The following is a 19355-nucleotide window of genomic DNA, read 5'->3' as shown; positions in this document are numbered from 1 at the left end:
AGCTCCTATACGAAACCCCAGATCTCTAACGAGGTCTGGGGTTTCTTCTTTGCGCGGCAGAAAGTCGGGCGTGGGCAGAGCCGTCGGTGGCGGGTTTGGTGGGGCAACCTGCAGGGCCCGTGATCGCCGGCAAGCCGGCTCCTACGTTACGCGGCCTGGCGAAGTTCCCGTAGGAGCCCGCTTGCGGGCGATGGCGAGGGGAGAGGGGGCAGCAGGTTATACCGGCAAACCGGCATCCTGCCGGAGCGCGAGCACGTGGCGTATTGGCCACAAACAAAAAGGCCACCTTGCGGTGGCCTTTGTCGTTTCTGCTGTCAGTCGCCGCGGTATTCGCAGCCGCTGGTGCAGGTCTCGTGGATGCGTACCCGCGACAGTTCCGGCAGCAGCGGTTTGACCTGTTGCCAGATCCACTTGGCCAGTACTTCGCTGGTCGGGTTTTCCAGGCCGGGAATGTCGTTCAGGTAGTTGTGGTCGAGCTGTTCGTAGATGGGCTTGAAGATCGCCTTGATCTCGGAGAAGTCGCGAATCCAGCCGGTATAGGGATCGACTTCACCTTCGATGTAGATGGCGACCCGGAAGGAGTGGCCATGCAGACGGCCGCACTTGTGTCCCTCCGGCACGTGGGGCAGGCGGTGGGCCGCCTCGAAGATGAACTCTTTGAACAATTCCACTGAACAGCGCTCGCGTAATGATTTCGCCTGACTGGCGTTTGGCCGCGCAGTTTATCAGGTCTGTCCGTGAGCCTGGGCATTCAGTGGTCGCATGCGGGGCGCTCGATGCGGCAGTGCCCCGTGGCATTGGGCGTCACAGCGGTTGCAGGCGCTCGGCCAGGCGGCCGCTCTCCACCAGTTCGAGAAACTCGTCGCCAAGGCGAGCGCTTTCCGTCATCGCCTGGCGCCAGTAACGCTCGCGCCCGTCGTCGTTGCCCAGGTAGCGCTTGAAGTCGGTACGGTCAGGCAGCTTGCCGTGTGGCAGCTTCGCCAGGTATTCGCGAGAAGGGGCCAGCAGCAGGACATCCTGCAAGCGCGTGCGATCACCGCGGCGCCAGGGCATGCTCTTGTCGAACCAGCCCGGTATCACCCTGTCGGTGAAATGAGGATAGAGGACGATATCGTCCCCGCTGTAGGGCAGGTCGAGGTGATAGTCGAGCAGACCGCCATCGCGATAGGCGCCGGGTTCCAGGCCGGGAATCTCGCGGATCGCTTCCATCACCATGGGGATCGAGCCGGAAGCCAGCAGGGCATGGCGCAGGTTTTCGGCCGTCAGGGCATGGAAGTGCGAGCGAAAGTCGTTCAGTTCCGCCAGCGGCGTCGCCTGCCGCGCATCATGCAGGATCACCCGGTCGAAATGCCGACCGAGGCGTTGCCGCGCCAGCAGGTTGTTGCCGATGACCGACGACAGACCGAGACTGAGCTTGCCCCGGTGGTCGTGCTGCAGCAGACCGTGGCTCTTCACCACGACGATATGCAGGCGATAGTGCGGGTTGGCGATGATGCTGGCGTCCTGGTCGGCCAGCAGCTCATGCAGCATCTGGCGGCAACTGCCGGATACGTCGGCCATGCTCACGCCCTTGGCGAAGCGCTGACTGGTGTAGAGCTCGCCGAGTCGACGGATACCGGCGGCCGGGTCCGGCAGGCAGGCACTGGCGAAGCGCCAGGAGCCGATGGACGCACCGATCAGCGCGCGCTCGCGAGGCGCGCGCGCCAGCCAGTCACCGAACAGCGCCAGGTCCAGGCCCTGAATGCCGATGCCCTTCGGGCCGCCAGCTGCGCCAGGCAGAATGCCGACATCCGCCGGGCTCAGGCCATGCTGGCGAATGCGTGCCAACGCTCTGGGGCCGGCCTTGAGGGTCAGGGCCGGGGACTTGATCTGGATCGCGCTCATCGATGCCTCCTTTCGCAACCGGCGATTATAAAGCGCCAGGCGGGTAGGCCAAGCGACTTCATGAGCTGAATGACGGCACTGAATTCAGCTTGAATTAAGTGCCTGGGCCTAGAGTGGTGAGCGTTGATTCACTGCTGGAGAAACCCATGAAACGATTGATCACCCTCACGACACTTGCCACCCTCGCCAGCGCCGCTACCATGGCCCAGGCGCGCGACCTTGGCCCGGACGAGGCGCTGCGCCTGCGTGATGCGGGGACCATTCAGTCCTTCGAACAGCTCAATGAGACTGCCCTGGCGAAACACCCCGGCGCGCGCATCGAAGAAACCGAACTCGAGGACGAATACGGTCGCTACATCTACCAGGTGGAACTGCGCGATGCCCAGGGCGTGCAGTGGGACCTGGAACTGGATGCCAGTACCGGGGACGTGCTCAAGAATCACCAGGACGACTGATGAAGTTTCGACGTACCACCGTGCTCCTGCTGCTACTGGCCGGCGGCTTTGCCAGCATGCCAGGGCAGGCGCGTGATCTCGATCAGGACGAGGCGCTGCGCCTGCGTCGCGAAGGCGTCATCATGCCTTTCGAGCAACTGATGCTGCATGTGGCGCAGGCCTATCCGGATTCCACCCTGCTGGAAGCCGAGCTGGAGGAGGAGGACGGCGTGCTGGTCTACGAGGTGGAGATACTCACCACCGCCGGTGTGGTGCGCGAACTGGAGCTGGATGCCCGCGACGGGCGCGTTCTGAAGGACGAGGAAGACGACTGATGCGCCTGTTGCTGGTGGAAGACCATGTGCCCCTGGCCGATGAGCTGACGAGCAGCCTGAATCACCAGGGCTATGCCGTCGATTGGCTGGCGGATGGCCGCGATGCCGCCTATCAGGGCGCCAGCGAGCCGTATGACCTGATCATTCTCGACCTGGGATTGCCGGGCAAGCCGGGGCTCGAGGTCCTGCAGGAGTGGCGTGCAGGCGGCCTGACCACGCCGGTGCTGGTGCTGACTGCGCGGGGTTCCTGGGCCGAGCGTATCGAGGGGCTGAAGGCCGGTGCCGACGATTACCTGACCAAGCCCTTCCATCCCGAGGAACTGGCATTGCGCATCCAGGCGCTGCTGCGGCGGGCGCATGGTCTTGCCAACCAGCCGCAGCTCGAGGCGGCCGGCCTGCAGCTGGACGAAAGCCGTCAATGCGTGACGGCTGGCGATGAGGTGGTCGATCTGACGGCCGCCGAGTTCCGTCTGCTGCGTTACTTCATGCTGCATCCCGGACAGATTCTCTCCAAGAGCCACCTGGCCGATCACCTGTACGATGGCGAGACCGAGCGCGACTCCAATGTCATCGAGGTGCATGTCAATCGCTTGCGCGGCAAGCTCGGGCGCAATGTGATCGAAACGCGGCGCGGACAGGGCTATCGCTTCACCGGAGAACGCGGTTGAGGTCGATCCAGCGTCGGCTTGGCCTCGGCCTGGCCGGCACACTGCTGCTGGCCGGTCTGGTCCTGGCGCAGGCCAGCCTGTGGGTGTTCGACCGTGGCCTGCGTGCCTACCTGGAGGACTCCTTGCGCGACGAGGCGCAAGGGCTGCTGACCGCCCTGGTACGAGGGCCTTCAGGCCTGCAGCTGGATGAGCGGCGCCTCGATCCATCGTTCCAGCGGCAGTTTTCCGGGCACTACTTTCGCATCGACTTCTCCGACCGCAGCTGGCGTTCGCGCTCGTTGTGGGACCGCGAGCTGCTCAAGCCAAGCGGCACGGGTATGCAGGCCGAACTGGCCGACGGCCCGCAGGGCCAGCTGCTGCTGATCTACCGTGCCGACTACCGCCGTTATGGCGAGAACCTGTCGATCAGCGTGGCCCAGGACTACCAGCCGATACTGCAGAGCTTCCGCCACATGCAGTGGGTCGGGCTCGGGTTGGGCGGCGCCGCGCTGCTGCTGATGCTGCTGGCTCAGCGTTATACCGTGCGCCGCGCACTGCGCCCGCTGGAGCAGGTCCGCCAGCAGATCGTGCAACTGCAGCAGGGCCGCCGCAGCGATCTGGATGCGCAGGTGCCGGAGGAGCTGGAGTCGCTGGTGGCGCAGATCAACCACCTGCTGGCTCACACCGAGGACACCCTGAAGCGCTCGCGCAACGCCCTGGGCAACCTGGGCCATGCCCTGAAGACCCCGCTGGCGGTGCTGATCAGCCTGGCCGGGCGCGAAGAGCTGGCCGCGCACCCGCAGTTGCGCGCCAGCCTGCGCGAGCAGCTGCAGCAGATCGAGCAGCGCCTCAGCCGTGAGCTGGGCCGCGCGCGGCTGGCGGGGGAGGTGTTGCCGGGGGCGCGTTTCGATTGTGCGCAGGAGCTGCCGGGGCTGTTCGCCACCCTGTCGATGATTCACGACCGCGGGCTGTCCCTGGACTGGCAGGCACCGCCTGGTCTGGTGTTGCCACGTGACCGCGAGGACTTACTGGAGCTGCTGGGCAACCTGCTCGACAACGCCTGCAAATGGGCCGCGCAGCGGGTGCAGCTGACGGTGGAGGAAGATGCCGACGGCTATCGCCTGTGCGTCGACGATGACGGGCCAGGCATCGCTGCCGAACGCCGCGACGCGGTGCTCGGCCGTGGCACCCGCCTGGACGAGCAGGTGGCGGGGCATGGCCTTGGGCTGGGCATCGTGCGCGACATCATCGAGGCCTGGAGCGGGCACATCGAATTGCAGGACAGCCCACTGGGTGGGCTGCGGGTGCTGGTCCGTCTGCCCCGGCGTTGAGCGAGGCGCCGGGGGCGCTCACATACCGTTGGCGAATGCCGGGTTGTCGAAGCTGATCGCCTCGCGCACCGGCTGCAGGGCGTGGCCGTAGCGCACCAGTACGTCGAGCGCATAGTCGATGCGGCCACGGATGCGTTCGTCGGCTTCGTCCACCGCTTGCGGGCCGTTCAGCACCTTCTCGACCTGGCGCACGATCAGGTGCTCCGGCAGGTAGCACAGGCGGCAGTTCTTGTAGCTGGAGGCGCGCAGTTCCGCGATGGGGTAGGCGCCGCCGATGCCGGATGAGACGCCCACCAGCAGGCCGGGCTTGTGCGCCAGTTCGGCCTTGCTGGCGTAGATGAAGAAGTTCTTGATCGCCGGGCAGGCCATGCCGTTCCACTCGGGGGCAATGATCACCAGCGCATCGGCTGCCGCGAGCTGCTGCCGATACAGGTTCCAGGGGCCGGTGTCTTCCGCCGGCCAGAGCGGCAGTGGTGCCAGCCCCAGGTCGATGACGCTGCTGGACTCGTGGCTGGTGTGGCCCAGCTCGATCAGGCGCTGACGCATTGCGCGAGCGACCTTTCCCGACTGGCTGTTGTTGCGGCTGGAGCCGGCGACCAAGGCAATATTGAGCATGCTGCTTCCCCCGAAAAAGAACGCAGGCTAGGCGATTGCCTGCCTGCGTTGCAAGGAAAGCACCGCCAGTTCAGGGATGATTTGGCGTCATACGCGGAACTGGTCCATCAGGCTCTGCTGGTGGTTGGCCAGGCGGTTGAGGTTCTGGCTCACCTGGGCGGATTCGTCGGCCTGAGCGCTGATGGATTCGGTGACATCGCGGATCGAGGCGACGTTGCGGTTGATCTCCTCGGCCACCGAGCTCTGTTCTTCCGCCGCGCTGGCGATCTGCAGGTTCATGTCGGTGATCAGGCTGACCGCCTGGCTGATGCGTTGCAGCGCCGCCACGGCCTGGCTGACCTGCTCCACGCTCCCTTGCGCCTGGCGGTGGCTGCTGTGCATGGTGCTGACCACTTCGCGGGTGCCGCTCTGCAGGCCTTCGATGACCTGGCGGATTTCTTCCACCGAGTCCTGGGTGCGCTTGGCCAGGTTGCGCACTTCATCGGCGACCACCGCGAAGCCGCGTCCGGCCTCGCCAGCCCGCGCGGCTTCGATGGCGGCATTGAGGGCGAGGAGGTTGGTCTGCTCGGCGATGGCGCGAATCACTTCGAGCACCGAACCGATCTGTTCGCTACTGCTGGCCAGGCCTTCGACCTCCTGCATGGCGACGTTCATTTCATTGGCCAGCAGCTCGATGCTGTTGGTGGTCTGGCCGATGACCTGCAGGCCTTCCTGGCTGGCCTGGTCGGCGTTGCGCGCGGCTTCGGCGGCCTGCGCGGCATTGTGGGCAACGTCCTGCGCGGTGGCGCTCATTTCCTGGAAGGCGGTGGCCACCTGGTCGACTTCACGGTACTGCTGCTGCATGCCGGCGCTGGTCTGGCTGGCGATGGCGGCAGACTGGTCAGCCGTGCCGCGGGCATCGATCACGCTGTTCTTCACGTCGGCGATGATGGGCTGCAGCTTGTCGAGAAAGCGGTTGAACCAGCCGGCCAGCTCACCCAGCTCGTCCTGCCTGGCGTATTCCAGGCGGCGGGTCAGGTCACCTTCGCCGCTGGCGATGTCCTTGAGCATGGCCGCGACGCCGAGGATCGGGCGGGTCACCCCGCGTGCGGTCAGCCACATCAGCAGCAGGCCGGCGACGACCGCGACCAGGCCGATCAGCAGTGCTGCCAGACTGTCGCGGGCACGGTTGGCATCGAGTTCGGCGCCGAGCGTGATGGCACGCTCCAGCAGCACCGCCTGGGGCACTTCCAGCAGGACGGTCCAGGGCTTGGCCTCGGGAATCGGCTTGAACGGGCTGAGCTCGCGGAGCATCTCGCCATGCTTCAGTTCCGCATCCTTGCCGTTCTGGATCAGGCTGCGCAACTCGCTGGCATGATCCGGGAATGCGCGCTCGACGGCTTGGCTCAGCAGGCTGCCATCGCGGCTGTGTCCCGCGAGCAGGGCGCCGGGGCTGAAGATGCTGACGTGACCCTGTCCGCCATAGAGTTCGGCGTTGGCCTCCTGGCTGATCTGCTGCAGGCTGGCGAGGCTGATGTCGAGACCCATGACCCCGATGATCTTGCCGTTCAGCTCCAGGGGGAAGGCGATGCTGGTCATCAGCGTCTTCTGGCCGCCGACGTCGTCGTAGTAGGGTTCCAGGACGCAGGCCTGGCGGGTGTCGCGGGGGCAGGTGTACCAGGCGTTGTAGGCCACGCCGTTGTCGCCGGGGGTGGTGTCGCCGAGCAGTTCCTCGGTCATCGCCTCGGACTCCAGCTCACCGACCGTGGCTTGCGACCAGTACAGCGCGAAGCGACCGACCTCGTTGCTGCCGAGTTCGGCCTGGTCGGCGAACAGCTCATCCTTGCCATCCAGCGCGTTGGGTTCGAACACCAGGTACAGCCCGAGCAGGCCCGGGTTGGCTTCGAGGCTGGTGCGCACCTGGCGCGTGAGGTCTTCGCGCAGGTCGAACGCATCGAGGAAGCGCTTTTCGGCCTGTTCGCGCAGGAACAGGATCTGCCTGGAGAAACCCTTGCCGTACTGATAAGCGTCCATGAAATAGCGCTGGATGCGGATCGCCTGCAGCTCTCCACGGGCCTTCAGGCGCAGCTTGGCGCTTTCTTCCAGCATCCCGGAGCTGGCTTCGCGTACCAGGTTGGCGCTGCGGCTGGACTGGAACTGCGAAGCACCCACCAGCAAGGTGACGATGGCGAGCAGGCACAGGCCGGCGAGCAGGGTGATCTTCCACTGGATCGAAAGACGACTGAACAGCATGGTGCGTTCCTTTCTACATGGACTAATGCGGTTATCGGTGCCCAAGCAGTTTTCTTGACTACTATTGCACCCGGCCGAAATTATGCACGCATTGCTTGAAATTATGAACGACAACCCATTTTGACAGGATAGTCCGCATACGGCAGAGTACGCGGCTTTTTGCGCCGGCCAGGGCCGGCATACCTGCAGGTATACGCATTATGAACGCTGTAATCGCCGCTGTCGGCATCATGCTGGTCCTCAGTCTCTGCCGCGTCCATGTGGTCGTGGCGCTGATCGTCGGGGCACTGGCCGGGGGACTTCTGGGTGGCCTGGGAATCGAAGGCACGCTGAATGCCTTCAACCAGGGATTGGGCGGTGGCGCGACCGTCGCCTTGTCCTATGCCTTGCTCGGCGCCTTCGCCGTGGCGATCGCCAAGTCCGGCCTCGCGCATGCCCTCGCGGATCGGGCGCTGGCGCTGGTCGGCAAGCAGCAGGAGGGCAGTGGCGCTGCGCTCAAGTGGGTGCTGATCGGGCTGCTGCTGGCCGTGGCAATCTCGTCGCAGAACCTGCTGCCGATCCATATCGCGTTCATTCCGCTGCTGGTGCCGCCGCTGCTCTATGTGCTGAGCAAGCTGCAACTCGATCGCCGCCTGATCGCCTGCGTGCTGACCTTCGGCCTGATCACCCCGTACATGTTCCTGCCGGTCGGCTTTGGCGGCATCTTCCTCAACGAGATCCTGCTGGCCAACGTCGCCAAGTCCGGCGTCGACGTCAGTGGCATCAACATCAGTCATGCCATGGCCATACCGGCGCTGGGCATGCTCTTCGGCCTGCTCGCCGCCGTACTGTTCAGCTATCGCGGCAAGCGCGTCTATGACCTGGAGCGGGTCGCGCAGACCGAGCGCGTCGACGTGCAATACAACCCGCTGAGCCTGCTGGTCGCGGGGCTGGCCATCGCGGCGGCGTTCGTCGTGCAGCTGTGGCTGGACTCAATGATCATCGGCGCGCTGGCCGGCTTCGTGATCTTCTCCGTGTCCGGCGTGGTGCGCTGGAAAGAGGCGGATGGGCTGTTCACCGAGGGCATGAAGATGATGGCCATGATCGGCTTCATCATGATTGCCGCAGCAGGGTTCGCCGAAGTGATGAAGACCACGGGCGAGGTCAGGACGCTGGTGGACGGGGCGGCGACGCTGATCGGCCACAACAAGGCGGTCGGCGCGCTGCTGATGCTGCTGGTGGGGTTGCTGGTGACCATGGGCATCGGCTCCTCGTTCTCGACCATCCCGATCATCGCCGCGATCTTCGTGCCGCTGGGCGTGCAGCTGGGGTTCAGCCCGCTGGCCATCGTCAGCATCGTCGGCACGGCGGGGGCGCTGGGGGATGCGGGCTCCCCGGCATCGGACTCGACCCTGGGGCCGACCTCGGGGCTGAACGCCGATGGCCAGCACAATCACATCTGGGACAGCGTGGTGCCCACCTTCCTGCACTACAACCTGCCGTTGCTGGTGTTCGGCTGGGCCGCCGCTATGCTGCTGTAAGGGTCTGCACCTGCGCCGGATTAAGTTCTGCGCGCATCCTGTCGCTTAACTCCTGGGCGGGGCTGCCGATATACCCTTGCCCCCGTCTTGGTGTGCCTTCCCTCAAGGACAATAACAATGCGCCTGACATTGAAAACCAAAGTGATACTGCTTGCGCTGGTTCCGGTCATCCTCTTCGCCCTGGTGCTGAGCGGCACCGCGGCCAAGGTGCTGCAGAGCATGGCGGAGAAAGAGATTGCCCAGACGCGTGAGCGCCTGGTGCAGGAGAAACGCAGCGAGCTCGAGCACTACATCCAGATCGCCCTCGGCGCCGTGAAGGGGCTCTACGACGGTGCTGCGCAGGGTGACATGGCCAGCCGCGAGCAGGCCATCGCCGTGCTCTCCAAGATCAAGTACGGCGCCGACGGCTACTTCTTCGGCCACGACTCCAACGTCGTGCGCCTGTTCCGTGGCGACAGCCCGGTGGACGTCGGCAAGAGCCTGGCCGACCGGCGCGACCCGAACGGTGTCTACATCAACCGTGAGCTGGTCAACGTCGCCAAGAACAACAGCTACTTCGTCAATTACTCCTCGCCGCTGCCGGGCAACGAGTCGGTGCTGGTGCCCAAGCTCGCCTACAGCTACTACCTGCCGAAGTGGGACATGGCCCTGGGTACCGCACTCAACCTGGATGGCATCGAGGCGCAGGTTGCCCAGGTGGAAACCGAGATCAAGCGCCGCATCGGCACCATCATCACCAGTATCGTGGTGGTCGCCGCCATCCTGCTGGTGGTCTTCGGGGTGATCGGCGTCTGGCTGGGCAACGCCTTCCTGCGCCCGCTGCAACAGATCAAGGCCAACCTCGATGACATCGCCGCCGGCGAGGGCGACCTGACGCGCCGCCTGCCGATCACCAGCGAAGACGAGCTGGGGCAACTGGCGGGCTCGTTCAACCGTTTCGTCGAGAAGGTGCATGGCCTGGTCCGGCAGATCGTCGAGATGACCGGCCAGCTCACCGAGCTGGTCGGCCAGGTGTCCGAGCAGGCGCAGCGTTCCGAGCAGGCCATGTCGCAGCAGCGCCATGAGACCGACCAGGTGGCCACGGCGATCAACGAGATGTCGGCTGCCGCCCATGAAGTGGCGAAGAGCGCGCAGAACGCCGCCGAAGCGGCACAGCAGACGGACCGTGAGGGCCAGGCCGCGAAGACGGTGGTCGACGGCAGCATCCAGCGCATCCACTCGCTGGTCGAGGACATCCGCAGCAGCGGGGTGTCGCTGGACAGCCTGCAGCAGGACGTGCAGTCCATCGTCAGCGTGCTCGACGTCATTCGCTCCATCGCCGAGCAGACCAACCTGCTGGCGCTCAACGCGGCCATCGAGGCGGCACGTGCCGGTGAGGCCGGGCGCGGTTTTGCGGTGGTTGCCGACGAGGTTCGTGCGCTGGCCAGCCGGACCCAGCAGAGCACCCAGGAAATCCAGGGCATGATCGATCGCCTGCAGCAGGGCACCCAGGAGTCGGTGACCTCGATGCGGCGTTCCAGCGATGCCGGCGAACTGACCAGCGAGCAGGCCAACAAGGCTGGCGAATCGCTCGACGCCATCGCTCAGCTGATCGGCACCATCAACGCGATGAACGCGCAGATCGCCAGCGCCGCCGAGGAGCAGACGGCCGTGGCCGAGGAGATCAACCGCAGCGTGCACCAGATCGCCGTGGCGGTCGACAGCGTGGCGGATGAAACCGAACGTGGCGCGCAGACCGCTCGCAGCCTGGCGGGCCTCGGTGAGCGCCTGGGCGCGCTGGTGCGTCAGTTCCGCATCTGAATCAGAGCGGCAGGTTCCAGCGATTGATCGCTTCGCTCAGGTGCTCGATCCAGGCGCGAACGGCCGGCGACATGCCGCGCCGGTGCGCATAGGCCAGTTGCACGTGCCCCTGTGGCACGTGCCATTGCGGCAGCAACGCGACCAGTCGGCCTGCGCGCAGTTCCTCGTGGCAGAAGGTCGTCGGCAGCATGCTGATACCCAGTCCGGCCAGCGCCGCTGACTTGCGAATGGGGAAGTCATCGATCGCCAGCCGGGCTTCCAGGGCGATCTCGCTGGCCTCCTGCGTCACCTCATGCACGAAGCGCAGGTGGATGCGTCGGTCGGCGCCAACCGCGCCCAGTGCCGGCAGCTGCTGCAGGTCCCGGGGGTGGTTCAGCTGCAGCCCGGCGACCAGGTCCGGGTGGGCCACGACATGAGCGTGCGCCGGCACCAGGCGCCGGGTGATCAGGCCGGGTTCCTCGTCATCGGCCATGCGCACGCGCAGGGCCACGTCCACCGCCTCGTTGAGCAGGTCCACACGGCGATTGGTATGCAGCACTTCCAGCTGCACCTTCGGGTAGCGTGCGAGAAAGCTGTTGGTGGCCTCGGACAGCAGCGTCAGCCCGCTGGGGCTGGAGAAGCGCACCCGGCCACGCGGCTCGCTGGTCAGGTTGGCCACGGTTTCCTCGGCCTGTTCGGCTTCCAGCAACATGGCCTGGCAATGGCGCAGGTAGCGTTCGCCGATATCGGTCAGCGCCAGCTTGCGTGTGCTGCGCTGCAGCAGGCGGGCGCCCAGGCGCTGTTCCAGCTCGGCGATGCGCCGTGACAGGCGCGACTTGGGGATGCCCAGGGTGCGTCCGGCCGCGGCAAAGCCACCGGCTTCCACTACCTTGGCGAAGTAGAACAGATCGTTGAGGTCATGCATGTCATCGTCCTATGAGTAGGACGAACTATCGCATTTATGCCGTCTTATCGGCTATTGGTTTCATGAGTAGCATCTCTCCCATCGTTTTTGCCCTTGCGTCATTATCGGAGAGCTCCATGAAACTACTGCACCTCGATTCCAGCATCCTGGGTGATGCATCCGCTTCCCGTCAGCTCAGCAAGGCCGTGGTCGAGGCCTGGAGCGTCGCGTCCCCGGGCGTTCAGGTGACCTACCGTGACCTCGCCAGCGATGCCCTGAGCCACTTCTCCGCTGCCAGCCTGGTGGCTGCCGGTACCCCGGCCGAACTGCGCGACGCCGCGCAGCGCCATGAAACCGAGCTGGCCGAGCGCACGCTGGAAGAATTCCTCGCCGCTGACGCCATCGTCATCGGCGCGCCGATGTACAACTTCGCCATCCCCAGTCAGCTGAAGGCCTGGATCGACCGCATCGCGGTGGCCGGCAAGACCTTCAAGTACACCGAGAACGGCGTGGTGGGGCTGGCAGGCGGCAAGACCGTGGTAATCGCTTCCAGTGCCGGTGGCGTGCATGCCGGCCTGCCGTCCGGTCAGGCGCATGAGGACTACCTGGTGCGCATGCTGAACTTCGTCGGCATCGACGATATCGAGATCGTTCGTGCCGAAGGCCTCGCCTATGGCGACGAGCCGCGTGCCGAAGCCATGAAGGGCGCGGCGCAGCGCATCAGCGAGCTGTTCGCCACCGCCTGAGTCGGCAGCGCCAATGAAAAAGCCCGCTTTCGCGGGCTTTTTCATTTTCCGGGGCAGGCTCAGACGATGATGCCCTGGCTGCGCAGGTAATCGTCGTAGGTGCCGCTGAAGTCGGTCACGCCGGTCTCCGACAGCTCGATGATACGGGTGGCCAGGGAGCCCACGAACTCGCGGTCATGGCTGACGAACAGCAGGGTGCCCGGGTAGTTCTCCAGCGCCAGGTTGAGTGCTTCGATCGATTCCATGTCGAGGTGGTTGGTCGGTTCGTCCATCACCAGCACGTTGGGCTTCTGGCAGGCCAGCTTGCCGAACAGCATGCGACCCTGTTCACCCCCGGAGAGCACCTTGACCGACTTCTGGATCTCGTCGGAGGAGAACAGCATGCGGCCCAGGGCGGCGCGGATGTTCTGCTCGCCGCTGGTCCACTGGCCCATCCAGTCGAACAGGGTCTCGTCGGCTTCGAAGTCGTGCGCGTGGTCCTGCGCGTAGTAGCCGACCTCGGCACTGTCGGTCCACTTCACGGCGCCACTGTCCGGGGTCAGTTCACCGACCAGGGTACGCAGCAGGGTGGTCTTGCCGATGCCGTTGGGGCCGATGATGGCGACGCGTTCGCCAGCCTCGACCAGCAGGCTGAGGTTGCTGAACAGCTGCTTGTCGTCGAAGCCCTTGCTGACCTTCTCCAGGGTCACGGCCTGGCGGTGCAGCTTCTTGTTCTGGTCGAAGCGAATGAACGGGCTGACGCGGCTGGACGGCTTGACCTCTTCGAGCTGGATCTTGTCGATCTGCTTGGCGCGGCTGGTGGCCTGCTTGGCCTTGGAGGCGTTGGCCGAGAAGCGGCTGACGAAGGTCTGCAGCTCGGCGATCTGCGCCTTCTTCTTGGCGTTGTCGGCCAGCAGACGCTCGCGCGCCTGGGTGGAGGCGGTCATGTACTCGTCGTAGTTGCCCGGGAACAGGCGCAGCTCGCCGTAGTCCAGGTCGGCCATGTGGGTGCAGACCGAGTTGAGGAAGTGACGGTCGTGGGAAATGATGATCATGGTGCTGTTGCGCTGCACCAGGACGTTTTCCAGCCAGCGGATGGTGTTGATGTCCAGGTGGTTGGTCGGTTCGTCGAGCAGCAGCACCTCGGGGTCGGAGAACAGCGCCTGTGCCAGCAGCACACGCAGCTTCCAGCCCGGTGCCACTTCGCTCATCGGGCCGAAGTGTTGTTCCAGCGGAATGCCCAGGCCGAGCAGCAGCTCGCCGGCGCGGGATTCGGCGGTGTAGCCGTCCATCTCGGCGAACTCGCCCTCCAGCTCGGCGACCTTCATCCCGTCTTCTTCGCTCATCTCGGCCAGCGAGTAGATGCGGTCACGCTCAGCCTTGACCTCCCACAGGCGCTGATGGCCCATGATCACCGTGTCGATGACGGTGAACTGCTCGTAGGCGAACTGGTCCTGGCGCAGCTTGCCGAGGCGCACGTTGGGTTCGAGCATGACCTGGCCGGCACTGGGCTCCAGATCGTCGCCGAGGATCTTCATGAAGGTCGACTTGCCACAGCCGTTGGCGCCGATCAGGCCGTAGCGGTTGCCGTTGTTGAACTTGACGGAAACATTCTCGAACAGCGGCTTGGCGCCGAACTGCATGGTGATATTGGCGGTGGAGATCAAAGGACTTACCTATCAGTAACTTGAGATGCGCTGTTTAAGGGATACCGGCTTTCAAGCTCGTTGGCTTGGCCCGACAGGGCGTGAGGCCGCGTGTCGCTGGGCCATGACGTCGTCATGCCGGCAAGGGCGCGCGGGGTCCGAGGCATGGGTGAGTGTGTCGGGCGTCGTGACGCAGGAGCCTGTCTGCGCCAAAGCCGACAATGGTAACACTTGGCACCCGGAACCACAGCCCGTTACGGCCCGCACGAGATAAAAGGCGTGGGCCGCCAGCGGTGCGCACGGGCAGGGCGCGGGGAGGCTCTTTCGCGGCGCTCTTCCGGTGAAAGGTTGTAATAAGAATGATTCGCTATTAATGTTCGCGCGGTCGCCATGTCCTGCATGGTGTTTTCAGCCTGGTGGTTTGGGCCGCGCTATGTCTTCGTCTGAAACCGATTCGATCATTCCTCTCGAGGTGCTGTACGGCACGCATCGCGGCTGGCTGCATGGCTGGTTGCGGCGCTCGGTGGGCTGTTCGCAGCAGGCTGCGGACCTGGTTCAGGACACCTTCCTGCGCCTGCTGGTACGTGGCCAGTCGGTCGATGACCGCGCGCCTCGGGCCTTGCTGGCGCGTATCGCGCGTGGGCTGGTGATCGACCACTGGCGACGGGACGCGCTGGAGCGTGCCTACCTCGACGCCCTGGCGCAGTTGCCCGAGGCCAGTCACCCGTCACCGGAGGTGCGCTACGAGGCGCTGCAGTCCCTGGAGCGGATCGCGCAGTTGCTCGATGGCCTGAAGCCGGCCGTGCGCGAGGCCTTTCTGCTGTACCAGCTCGGCGGTCTCAACCATGCGCAGGTGGCTCGGCAATTGGGCGTGTCCAGCCGCACGGTCGAGCGCCATGTGGCCAGCGCGCTGCTGCACTGCTATCGCCTGTGCTTCGAGTCGCCCAGATGAGCCGGGCAGGGCAGCCACCTGAAGCCGTTGTCCGTTCGGCCATCGAGTGGCAGATGCGTCTGCGCGCCGATCCGGCCAGTGCCGAGCTGCAGCGTCAGTTGCATGACTGGCTGGCGCTGGACGAGCTGCATGACCTGGCCTGGCAACGCCTGCAGCAGATGGCCGGGCTGTTTCGCGTGGCGCCGCTGGCAGATGCCGCGCAGACCATCCCGTTGTTGCAGCGGGCCGAGGCTGACCTGAGCCGCCGGCGCATGCTCAAGCTGCTGGGGCTGACGGCGGGCAGTGCCACGCTGCTGGCGGCTACCACGGCGCCGGCGTGGCGTGCGGATTTCGCCACGGCCACCGGCGAAACCCGGCGGCTGAGCCTGGCCGGCGATGTCGAGGTGTTGCTCAACACCGGCAGTGCCCTCGACGTGCATGGCCAGCAACTGCTGCTGCGTGGTGGCGAGGCGCTGGTGGAGGGCGCGCAATGGCGGTTGCGCTGCGCTCACGCGGACTGCCTGGGGCAGCACGCGCGGATGTCGGTGCGTGAACGCGATGGTCGCAGCGAGATACGGGTCGAGCAGGGCGAGGTGCTGGTGCGCGCGGCAGCCGGCCAGCGGCAGTTGCAGGCAGGCGACGGGCTGGCGGTTTCGGCAACCCGCATGAGCACGCTGGGCCCGGGGGCACTCGATCCCTTTGCCTGGGCACGGGGGCTGCTGGCGGTGCGCGATATTCGCCTGGCGGACTTTCTCGCCGAGGCCGGACGCTATCGGCATGGCTGGCTGGGGTGCGATCCCACGGTGGCCGACTTGCGCCTGTCCGGGGTCTTCCGCCTCGCCGAGCCCGAGCTGATGCTGCGCAACATCACCCATCTGCTGCCGGTCGCGCTGGTCGAGCGAACCCGCTGGTGGGTGCGCGTCGTGCCCGTCGCATAAAAAAGTTGTCGGACTTTCGCCGCTCATCCGGTTTGGGGTGATCACTCCCTGAATGGATACCCTCATGCGTGCTACCCGCTCTCTGCCATCGCCGTTGCAACCCCGCCGGCTGTCCACTGCCATCTGTATCGCCCTGGCGCTGTGCGGCGGTGCCGCGAGTTCGCCACCGATGGCCGCCGAGCCGGCGCCGCGCATGCAAGCCCCGGATGTACCGGGTGGCGCGCTGGACCAGGTGCTGAGTCTCTACGCCGAGCGCGCCGGCATCACCTTGTCGTATTCCCCGGAGCGGGTCCGTGGCCTGGTCAGCCCGGGCTCGACGGGGGCGCAGTCGGTCGAGGAGGGCCTGGCGCGGGTACTCGGTGGCACCGGGCTGGTGGCGGAGAAGACCGCTTCCGGCTACGTGGTGCGGCCGGTCACGGCCGATGACAGCTATCAGCTGCAGCCGGTTACCGTCGAGGCCGCGCCGACGCAGAGTGCGTTTGCGCCGGTGCCGGGCTATTTCGCCAGCCATGCCAGCACGGCCAGCAAGACGGATCGCGCGATCCTGGAAACCGCGCAGAGCATCAGCGTGGTCACGGCCGGGCAAATCGCCGATCGCAAGGTCGACCGTGTCGAGGACGCGGTGGCCTACAGCGCGGGTGTGCGCACCGGCGGGTCCGGGCTCGACCCGCGTTTCGACCAGATCAACATCCGTGGCTTCGACACCACCATGTCCGCCGACTTCCTCGACGGCCTGCGCCAGCCCTACAACGGCTGGCTGTCGATCTACGCCACCGAGGCCTTTGCACTGGAGCGCATCGAGGTGCTCAAGGGCCCGGCCTCGGTGCTGTATGGGCAGATCAGCCCGGGGGGCATGGTCAACCGGGTGAGCAAGCGGCCGAGTCTGGACGCCAGGAATCGGGTGGAAATCCAGGCCGGCAACCATGAGCACCGGCAGGGGCAGTTCGATATCGGCGGCAAGCTGGACGAGGAGGGCGACGTGCTGTTCCGCACCGTTGGTGTCTATCGCGACGCCGAGTACGACATCGAGCAACTGAACAATGACGTGCGCCTGCTGGCGCCGTCGCTGAGCTGGCAGATCGATGCCGACACCCGCCTGACCCTGCTGGCCCAGTATCAGGAGCGTGAGACCGCTGCTTCGCCAATGCTCTACCACGATGGCAATCGCCTCACCGATTTCTGGCAGGGCGACGAGTACTTCGACAAGCTCGATCAGCGCCAGTGGACGCTGGGCTACGAGTTCGAGCACATCATCAACGACACCTTCAGCCTGCAGCAGAACCTGCGCTACGGCCAGCTGGACACCACCAACCAGTACCTGCAGCCCAACGGCACGATCAGCAATGGGGTGATGGAGCGCTATGCCGTCGGTGTGTACGAAGAGATGGAGTCGGTCAGCAGCGACACCCGCCTGGTCAGCCGCTTCGCCACCGGCACCTTGCAGCACACCCTGCTCAGCGGCTGGGATTACGCCTGGTTCGACAGCTCGGTGCTGTATGCCTCGGGGCCGGCGCCGTCCATCGACATCAGTGCGCCGGACTATCACCAGCCGGTCAGCCGCCCCGGCAACCCGCTGGCCGATCAGGACAACCTGACCCAGCGCAGCGGTCTGTACCTGCAGGATCAGATCGAACTCCAGCGCTGGCGCCTGTCCGCCGGTGTACGCCGCGACTGGGTGCATGTGCGCAACAGCGACAACCTGAGCGACAGCAACCGCCGTACCAGCGATTCCGCCACCACCTACCAGCTCGGCGCACTGTACCTGTTCGACAACGGCCTGGCGCCCTACGCCAGTTACGCCGAGTCCTTCCTGCCGCAGAGCGGGACCAACGCCAATGGTCCGCTCAAGCCCACCGAGGGCACGCAGTACGAGATCGGCCTCAAATACCAGCCGCCAGGCAGCAGCGCCCTGTTCACCGCCTCGCTCTATCACCTGACCCAGCAGAACGTGTCGACCCGTGACCCGCTCGACCCGCTCAACACGGTGCAGACCGGCGAACAGGTGTCACGCGGTCTGGAGCTGGAGGCGGTCGCCGACCTCAGCGAGCGCCTGCACCTGAACGCCAGCTACAGCTACAACGACCCCGAGGTGACCAGGAGCAATGACGGCAACGAGGGCAAGGAGCCGAAGGACACGCCGCGCCACATGGCCGCGTTGTGGCTGGACTACAACCTGCCGTCGGGCCTCGGTTTTGGCGCCGGCGCCCGCTACACCGGCAGCGTGTACGGCAACGACATGAACACGGTGAAGAGCGACGACTACACCCTGTTCGACGCTGGCGTGCACTACGACTTCGCCGGTGAGCTGGATGGCGTGCGCCTGGCCGTCAACGCGCGCAACCTGACCGACAAGCAGTACGTCAACTGTCAGGACGGCTACTGCTACCGTGGCGAAGCGCGCAGCCTGATCACCAGCCTGAGCTACAGCTGGTGAGCGCGCTGAACTGGTTGCGCAGCGCTGTGACGGCGCTGCTGCTGGGTGGTCTGGCCGCCGCCCATGCCGAGCCGGTCAACCTGGACGGTAGCGAGCAATGGCTGATGAAAAGCGCCGAGGGCCGCGACTACCGGATCATGCTCAGCCTGCCGGAGGGCGACGTGCCCTATACCGGCGGCTACCCGGTGATCTACCTGCTCGACGGCAATGCCTACTTCCCGGCGTTGCATGCCGCCAAGCGGGCGCAGGAGCGCTGGCGCAAGGCAATCGTCGTCGCCATTGGCTACCCCAGCGATACGCCGCTGGATTTCGAGCGTCGTGCGTTCGACCTGTCGCCGCCGCAACTGCCCGAGCGCAACGATCCGCCGCAGGGCGGCCAGGACCTGTTTCTCGATTTCATCGAGCAGCGCCTGATGCCGCGGGTCAACCAGCGCTTCAAGGTCGATCGGGATCAGGTCAGCCTGGTCGGGCACTCGTTCGGCGGCATGTTCGCCATCTACACGCTGTTCACCCGGCCGCAGCTGTTCCAGCACGTGGTCGCCATCAGCCCCAGCCTGTGGTGGCGTGATCGCTACCTGCTGGCGCATGAGCGTGCGTTCGTCGAGCGTGCGCGAGCCGGCGAGCTGGACCTGACCCACCGCAGCCTGAGCATGTGGGTGGGCGACCGGGAAATGCCGCAGGAGATCCAGGACGTGCGTTCGCTGCAGCTGCGCCTGGAGTCGCTGTCGCAGTTCGGCCTGCGCAGCGATTTCCAGCTCGAAGCGGGCGAGGATCATATGTCGATTCCGTTTCGCGTCACCCCTCGCGTGCTGGAGGAACTGATGAGCACGCGGCGCTACTGAACCGCGCCCCAGGCAGCCCGCCGCATGCGCGGGCCGCCCCGGCAGATCGTCATCTGCGCTGGTGTCCTAGGCTTTGTACGAAAGTCGTCGAGCGAAGGTCAGGCCAGGCGAAATCGCTCGAAGAAGCGCAGTTTACGTGCTGTAAATGAGCATTCTGA

16 protein-coding genes and 2 pseudogenes are annotated in these 19355 nt (G+C 65.5%); 11 read left to right on the top strand and 7 right to left on the bottom strand.

The window, feature by feature from the left end:
- Nucleotides 1–314: 314 nt before the first annotated feature.
- Both queD and E4487_RS20505 read right to left on the bottom strand, forming a co-directional pair.
- Nucleotides 315–671: a 6-carboxytetrahydropterin synthase QueD gene (gene queD, locus E4487_RS20510; RefSeq protein WP_003461315.1), complete on the bottom strand. Its 357-nt coding sequence runs from the start codon at nucleotides 669–671 to the stop codon at nucleotides 315–317.
- Between the two features lie 133 nt (nucleotides 672–804).
- Nucleotides 805–1884 carry a patatin-like phospholipase family protein gene (locus E4487_RS20505; protein ID WP_134676843.1) on the bottom strand — a complete coding sequence of 360 codons (1080 nt, stop codon included), beginning with the start codon at nucleotides 1882–1884 and terminating at the stop codon, nucleotides 805–807.
- Between the two features lie 146 nt (nucleotides 1885–2030).
- Between E4487_RS20505 and E4487_RS20500 the strand changes: the two genes are divergently transcribed.
- Genes E4487_RS20500 through E4487_RS20485 form a run of 4 tightly spaced genes read left to right on the top strand, consistent with a single transcriptional unit; the run spans nucleotide 2031 to nucleotide 4631 of the window.
- Entirely contained in the window at nucleotides 2031–2339 is a 309-nt protein-coding gene (locus E4487_RS20500) for a PepSY domain-containing protein (RefSeq protein ID WP_134676842.1), read from the top strand.
- A complete protein-coding gene (locus E4487_RS20495) occupies nucleotides 2339–2653 on the top strand; it encodes a PepSY domain-containing protein (protein ID WP_134676841.1) in 315 nt (104 codons plus the stop codon). The genes E4487_RS20500 and E4487_RS20495 overlap by 1 nt, the downstream gene beginning before the upstream one ends.
- On the top strand, nucleotides 2653–3321 hold the full coding sequence (locus E4487_RS20490) for a response regulator transcription factor (protein WP_047591371.1): 669 nt from the start codon (nucleotides 2653–2655) through the stop codon (nucleotides 3319–3321). Before E4487_RS20495 ends, E4487_RS20490 begins: the two co-directional genes overlap by 1 nt.
- Complete coding sequence (locus E4487_RS20485) at nucleotides 3318–4631, top strand: sensor histidine kinase (RefSeq protein ID WP_134676840.1); 1314 nt, start codon at nucleotides 3318–3320, stop codon at nucleotides 4629–4631. The genes E4487_RS20490 and E4487_RS20485 overlap by 4 nt, the downstream gene beginning before the upstream one ends.
- Nucleotides 4632–4649: 18 nt before the next feature.
- Here E4487_RS20485 and E4487_RS20480 read toward each other — a convergent pair whose 3' ends face one another.
- The 3 genes and pseudogenes from E4487_RS20480 to E4487_RS24990 form a co-directional block, all read right to left on the bottom strand.
- Nucleotides 4650–5246, bottom strand: coding sequence for an NADPH-dependent FMN reductase (locus tag E4487_RS20480; protein WP_175254246.1), 597 nt, complete (start codon nucleotides 5244–5246; stop codon nucleotides 4650–4652).
- A gap of 87 nt (nucleotides 5247–5333) precedes the next feature.
- Nucleotides 5334–5849: pseudogene (locus E4487_RS24995) on the bottom strand (methyl-accepting chemotaxis protein); the annotation flags it as partial.
- A gap of 390 nt (nucleotides 5850–6239) precedes the next feature.
- Nucleotides 6240–7259, bottom strand: a pseudogene (locus E4487_RS24990) (chemotaxis protein); the annotation flags it as partial.
- 419 nt (nucleotides 7260–7678) lie between these two features.
- On the opposite strand from E4487_RS24990, the gene E4487_RS20470 reads away from it, so the two are divergent.
- Both E4487_RS20470 and E4487_RS20465 read left to right on the top strand, forming a co-directional pair.
- Nucleotides 7679–8998 carry a Na+/H+ antiporter family protein gene (locus tag E4487_RS20470; RefSeq protein WP_175254245.1) on the top strand — a complete coding sequence of 440 codons (1320 nt, stop codon included), beginning with the start codon at nucleotides 7679–7681 and terminating at the stop codon, nucleotides 8996–8998.
- Between the two features lie 117 nt (nucleotides 8999–9115).
- Complete coding sequence (locus tag E4487_RS20465) at nucleotides 9116–10798, top strand: methyl-accepting chemotaxis protein (protein ID WP_037048287.1); 1683 nt, start codon at nucleotides 9116–9118, stop codon at nucleotides 10796–10798.
- 1 nt (nucleotide 10799) lies between these two features.
- On the opposite strand, the gene E4487_RS20460 is transcribed toward E4487_RS20465, so the two are convergent.
- Nucleotides 10800–11702, bottom strand: coding sequence for a LysR substrate-binding domain-containing protein (locus E4487_RS20460; protein ID WP_037048285.1), 903 nt, complete (start codon nucleotides 11700–11702; stop codon nucleotides 10800–10802).
- A 116-nt stretch (nucleotides 11703–11818) separates the two neighbouring features.
- On the opposite strand from E4487_RS20460, the gene E4487_RS20455 reads away from it, so the two are divergent.
- Entirely contained in the window at nucleotides 11819–12427 is a 609-nt protein-coding gene (locus tag E4487_RS20455; RefSeq protein ID WP_037048282.1) for an FMN-dependent NADH-azoreductase, read from the top strand.
- Nucleotides 12428–12486: 59 nt separating this feature from the next.
- On the opposite strand, the gene E4487_RS20450 is transcribed toward E4487_RS20455, so the two are convergent.
- Nucleotides 12487–14073, bottom strand: a complete 1587-nt coding sequence (locus tag E4487_RS20450) for an ABC-F family ATPase (RefSeq protein WP_047584975.1) — start codon at nucleotides 14071–14073, stop codon at nucleotides 12487–12489.
- A 412-nt stretch (nucleotides 14074–14485) separates the two neighbouring features.
- Here E4487_RS20450 and E4487_RS20445 point away from each other — a divergent pair, with 412 nt between their 5' ends.
- The 4 genes from E4487_RS20445 to E4487_RS20430 all read left to right on the top strand — a co-directional run bounded on the left by E4487_RS20445 (nucleotide 14486) and on the right by E4487_RS20430 (nucleotide 19197).
- Complete coding sequence (locus E4487_RS20445; RefSeq protein WP_134676836.1) at nucleotides 14486–15004, top strand: sigma-70 family RNA polymerase sigma factor; 519 nt, start codon at nucleotides 14486–14488, stop codon at nucleotides 15002–15004.
- A complete protein-coding gene (locus tag E4487_RS20440; protein ID WP_150605587.1) occupies nucleotides 15001–15921 on the top strand; it encodes a DUF4880 domain-containing protein in 921 nt (306 codons plus the stop codon). Before E4487_RS20445 ends, E4487_RS20440 begins: the two co-directional genes overlap by 4 nt.
- 64 nt (nucleotides 15922–15985) lie before the next feature.
- On the top strand, nucleotides 15986–18355 hold the full coding sequence (locus E4487_RS20435) for a TonB-dependent siderophore receptor (RefSeq protein WP_257229470.1): 2370 nt from the start codon (nucleotides 15986–15988) through the stop codon (nucleotides 18353–18355).
- Nucleotides 18352–19197, top strand: coding sequence for an alpha/beta hydrolase-fold protein (locus E4487_RS20430; protein ID WP_175254243.1), 846 nt, complete (start codon nucleotides 18352–18354; stop codon nucleotides 19195–19197). The genes E4487_RS20435 and E4487_RS20430 overlap by 4 nt, the downstream gene beginning before the upstream one ends.
- Nucleotides 19198–19355: the final 158 nt, after the last annotated feature.

It is taken from the genome of Pseudomonas sp. BMW13, from assembly GCF_013357275.1.
Lineage (GTDB): Bacteria > Pseudomonadota > Gammaproteobacteria > Pseudomonadales > Pseudomonadaceae > Aquipseudomonas > Aquipseudomonas khazarica.
The sequence above is the reverse complement of the archived record's forward strand: the minus strand, read 5'-3'. Positions and strand labels throughout refer to the sequence as shown.

Excerpts from the sequence above, each read along its gene's own strand:
- E4487_RS20505 (WP_134676843.1), bottom strand. The coding sequence starts at position 1,884 with ATGAGCGCGATCCAGATCAAGTCCCCGGCCCTGACCCTCAAGGCCGGC.
- E4487_RS20500 (WP_134676842.1), top strand. The coding sequence starts at position 2,031 with ATGAAACGATTGATCACCCTCACGACACTTGCCACCCTCGCCAGCGCC.
- E4487_RS20495 (WP_134676841.1), top strand. The coding sequence starts at position 2,339 with ATGAAGTTTCGACGTACCACCGTGCTCCTGCTGCTACTGGCCGGCGGC.
- E4487_RS20490 (WP_047591371.1), top strand. The coding sequence starts at position 2,653 with ATGCGCCTGTTGCTGGTGGAAGACCATGTGCCCCTGGCCGATGAGCTG.
- E4487_RS20480 (WP_175254246.1), bottom strand. The coding sequence starts at position 5,246 with ATGCTCAATATTGCCTTGGTCGCCGGCTCCAGCCGCAACAACAGCCAG.
- E4487_RS20470 (WP_175254245.1), top strand. The coding sequence starts at position 7,679 with ATGAACGCTGTAATCGCCGCTGTCGGCATCATGCTGGTCCTCAGTCTC.
- E4487_RS20465 (WP_037048287.1), top strand. The coding sequence starts at position 9,116 with ATGCGCCTGACATTGAAAACCAAAGTGATACTGCTTGCGCTGGTTCCG.
- E4487_RS20460 (WP_037048285.1), bottom strand. The coding sequence starts at position 11,702 with ATGCATGACCTCAACGATCTGTTCTACTTCGCCAAGGTAGTGGAAGCC.
- E4487_RS20455 (WP_037048282.1), top strand. The coding sequence starts at position 11,819 with ATGAAACTACTGCACCTCGATTCCAGCATCCTGGGTGATGCATCCGCT.
- E4487_RS20445 (WP_134676836.1), top strand. The coding sequence starts at position 14,486 with ATGTCTTCGTCTGAAACCGATTCGATCATTCCTCTCGAGGTGCTGTAC.
- E4487_RS20440 (WP_150605587.1), top strand. The coding sequence starts at position 15,001 with ATGAGCCGGGCAGGGCAGCCACCTGAAGCCGTTGTCCGTTCGGCCATC.
- E4487_RS20435 (WP_257229470.1), top strand. The coding sequence starts at position 15,986 with ATGCGTGCTACCCGCTCTCTGCCATCGCCGTTGCAACCCCGCCGGCTG.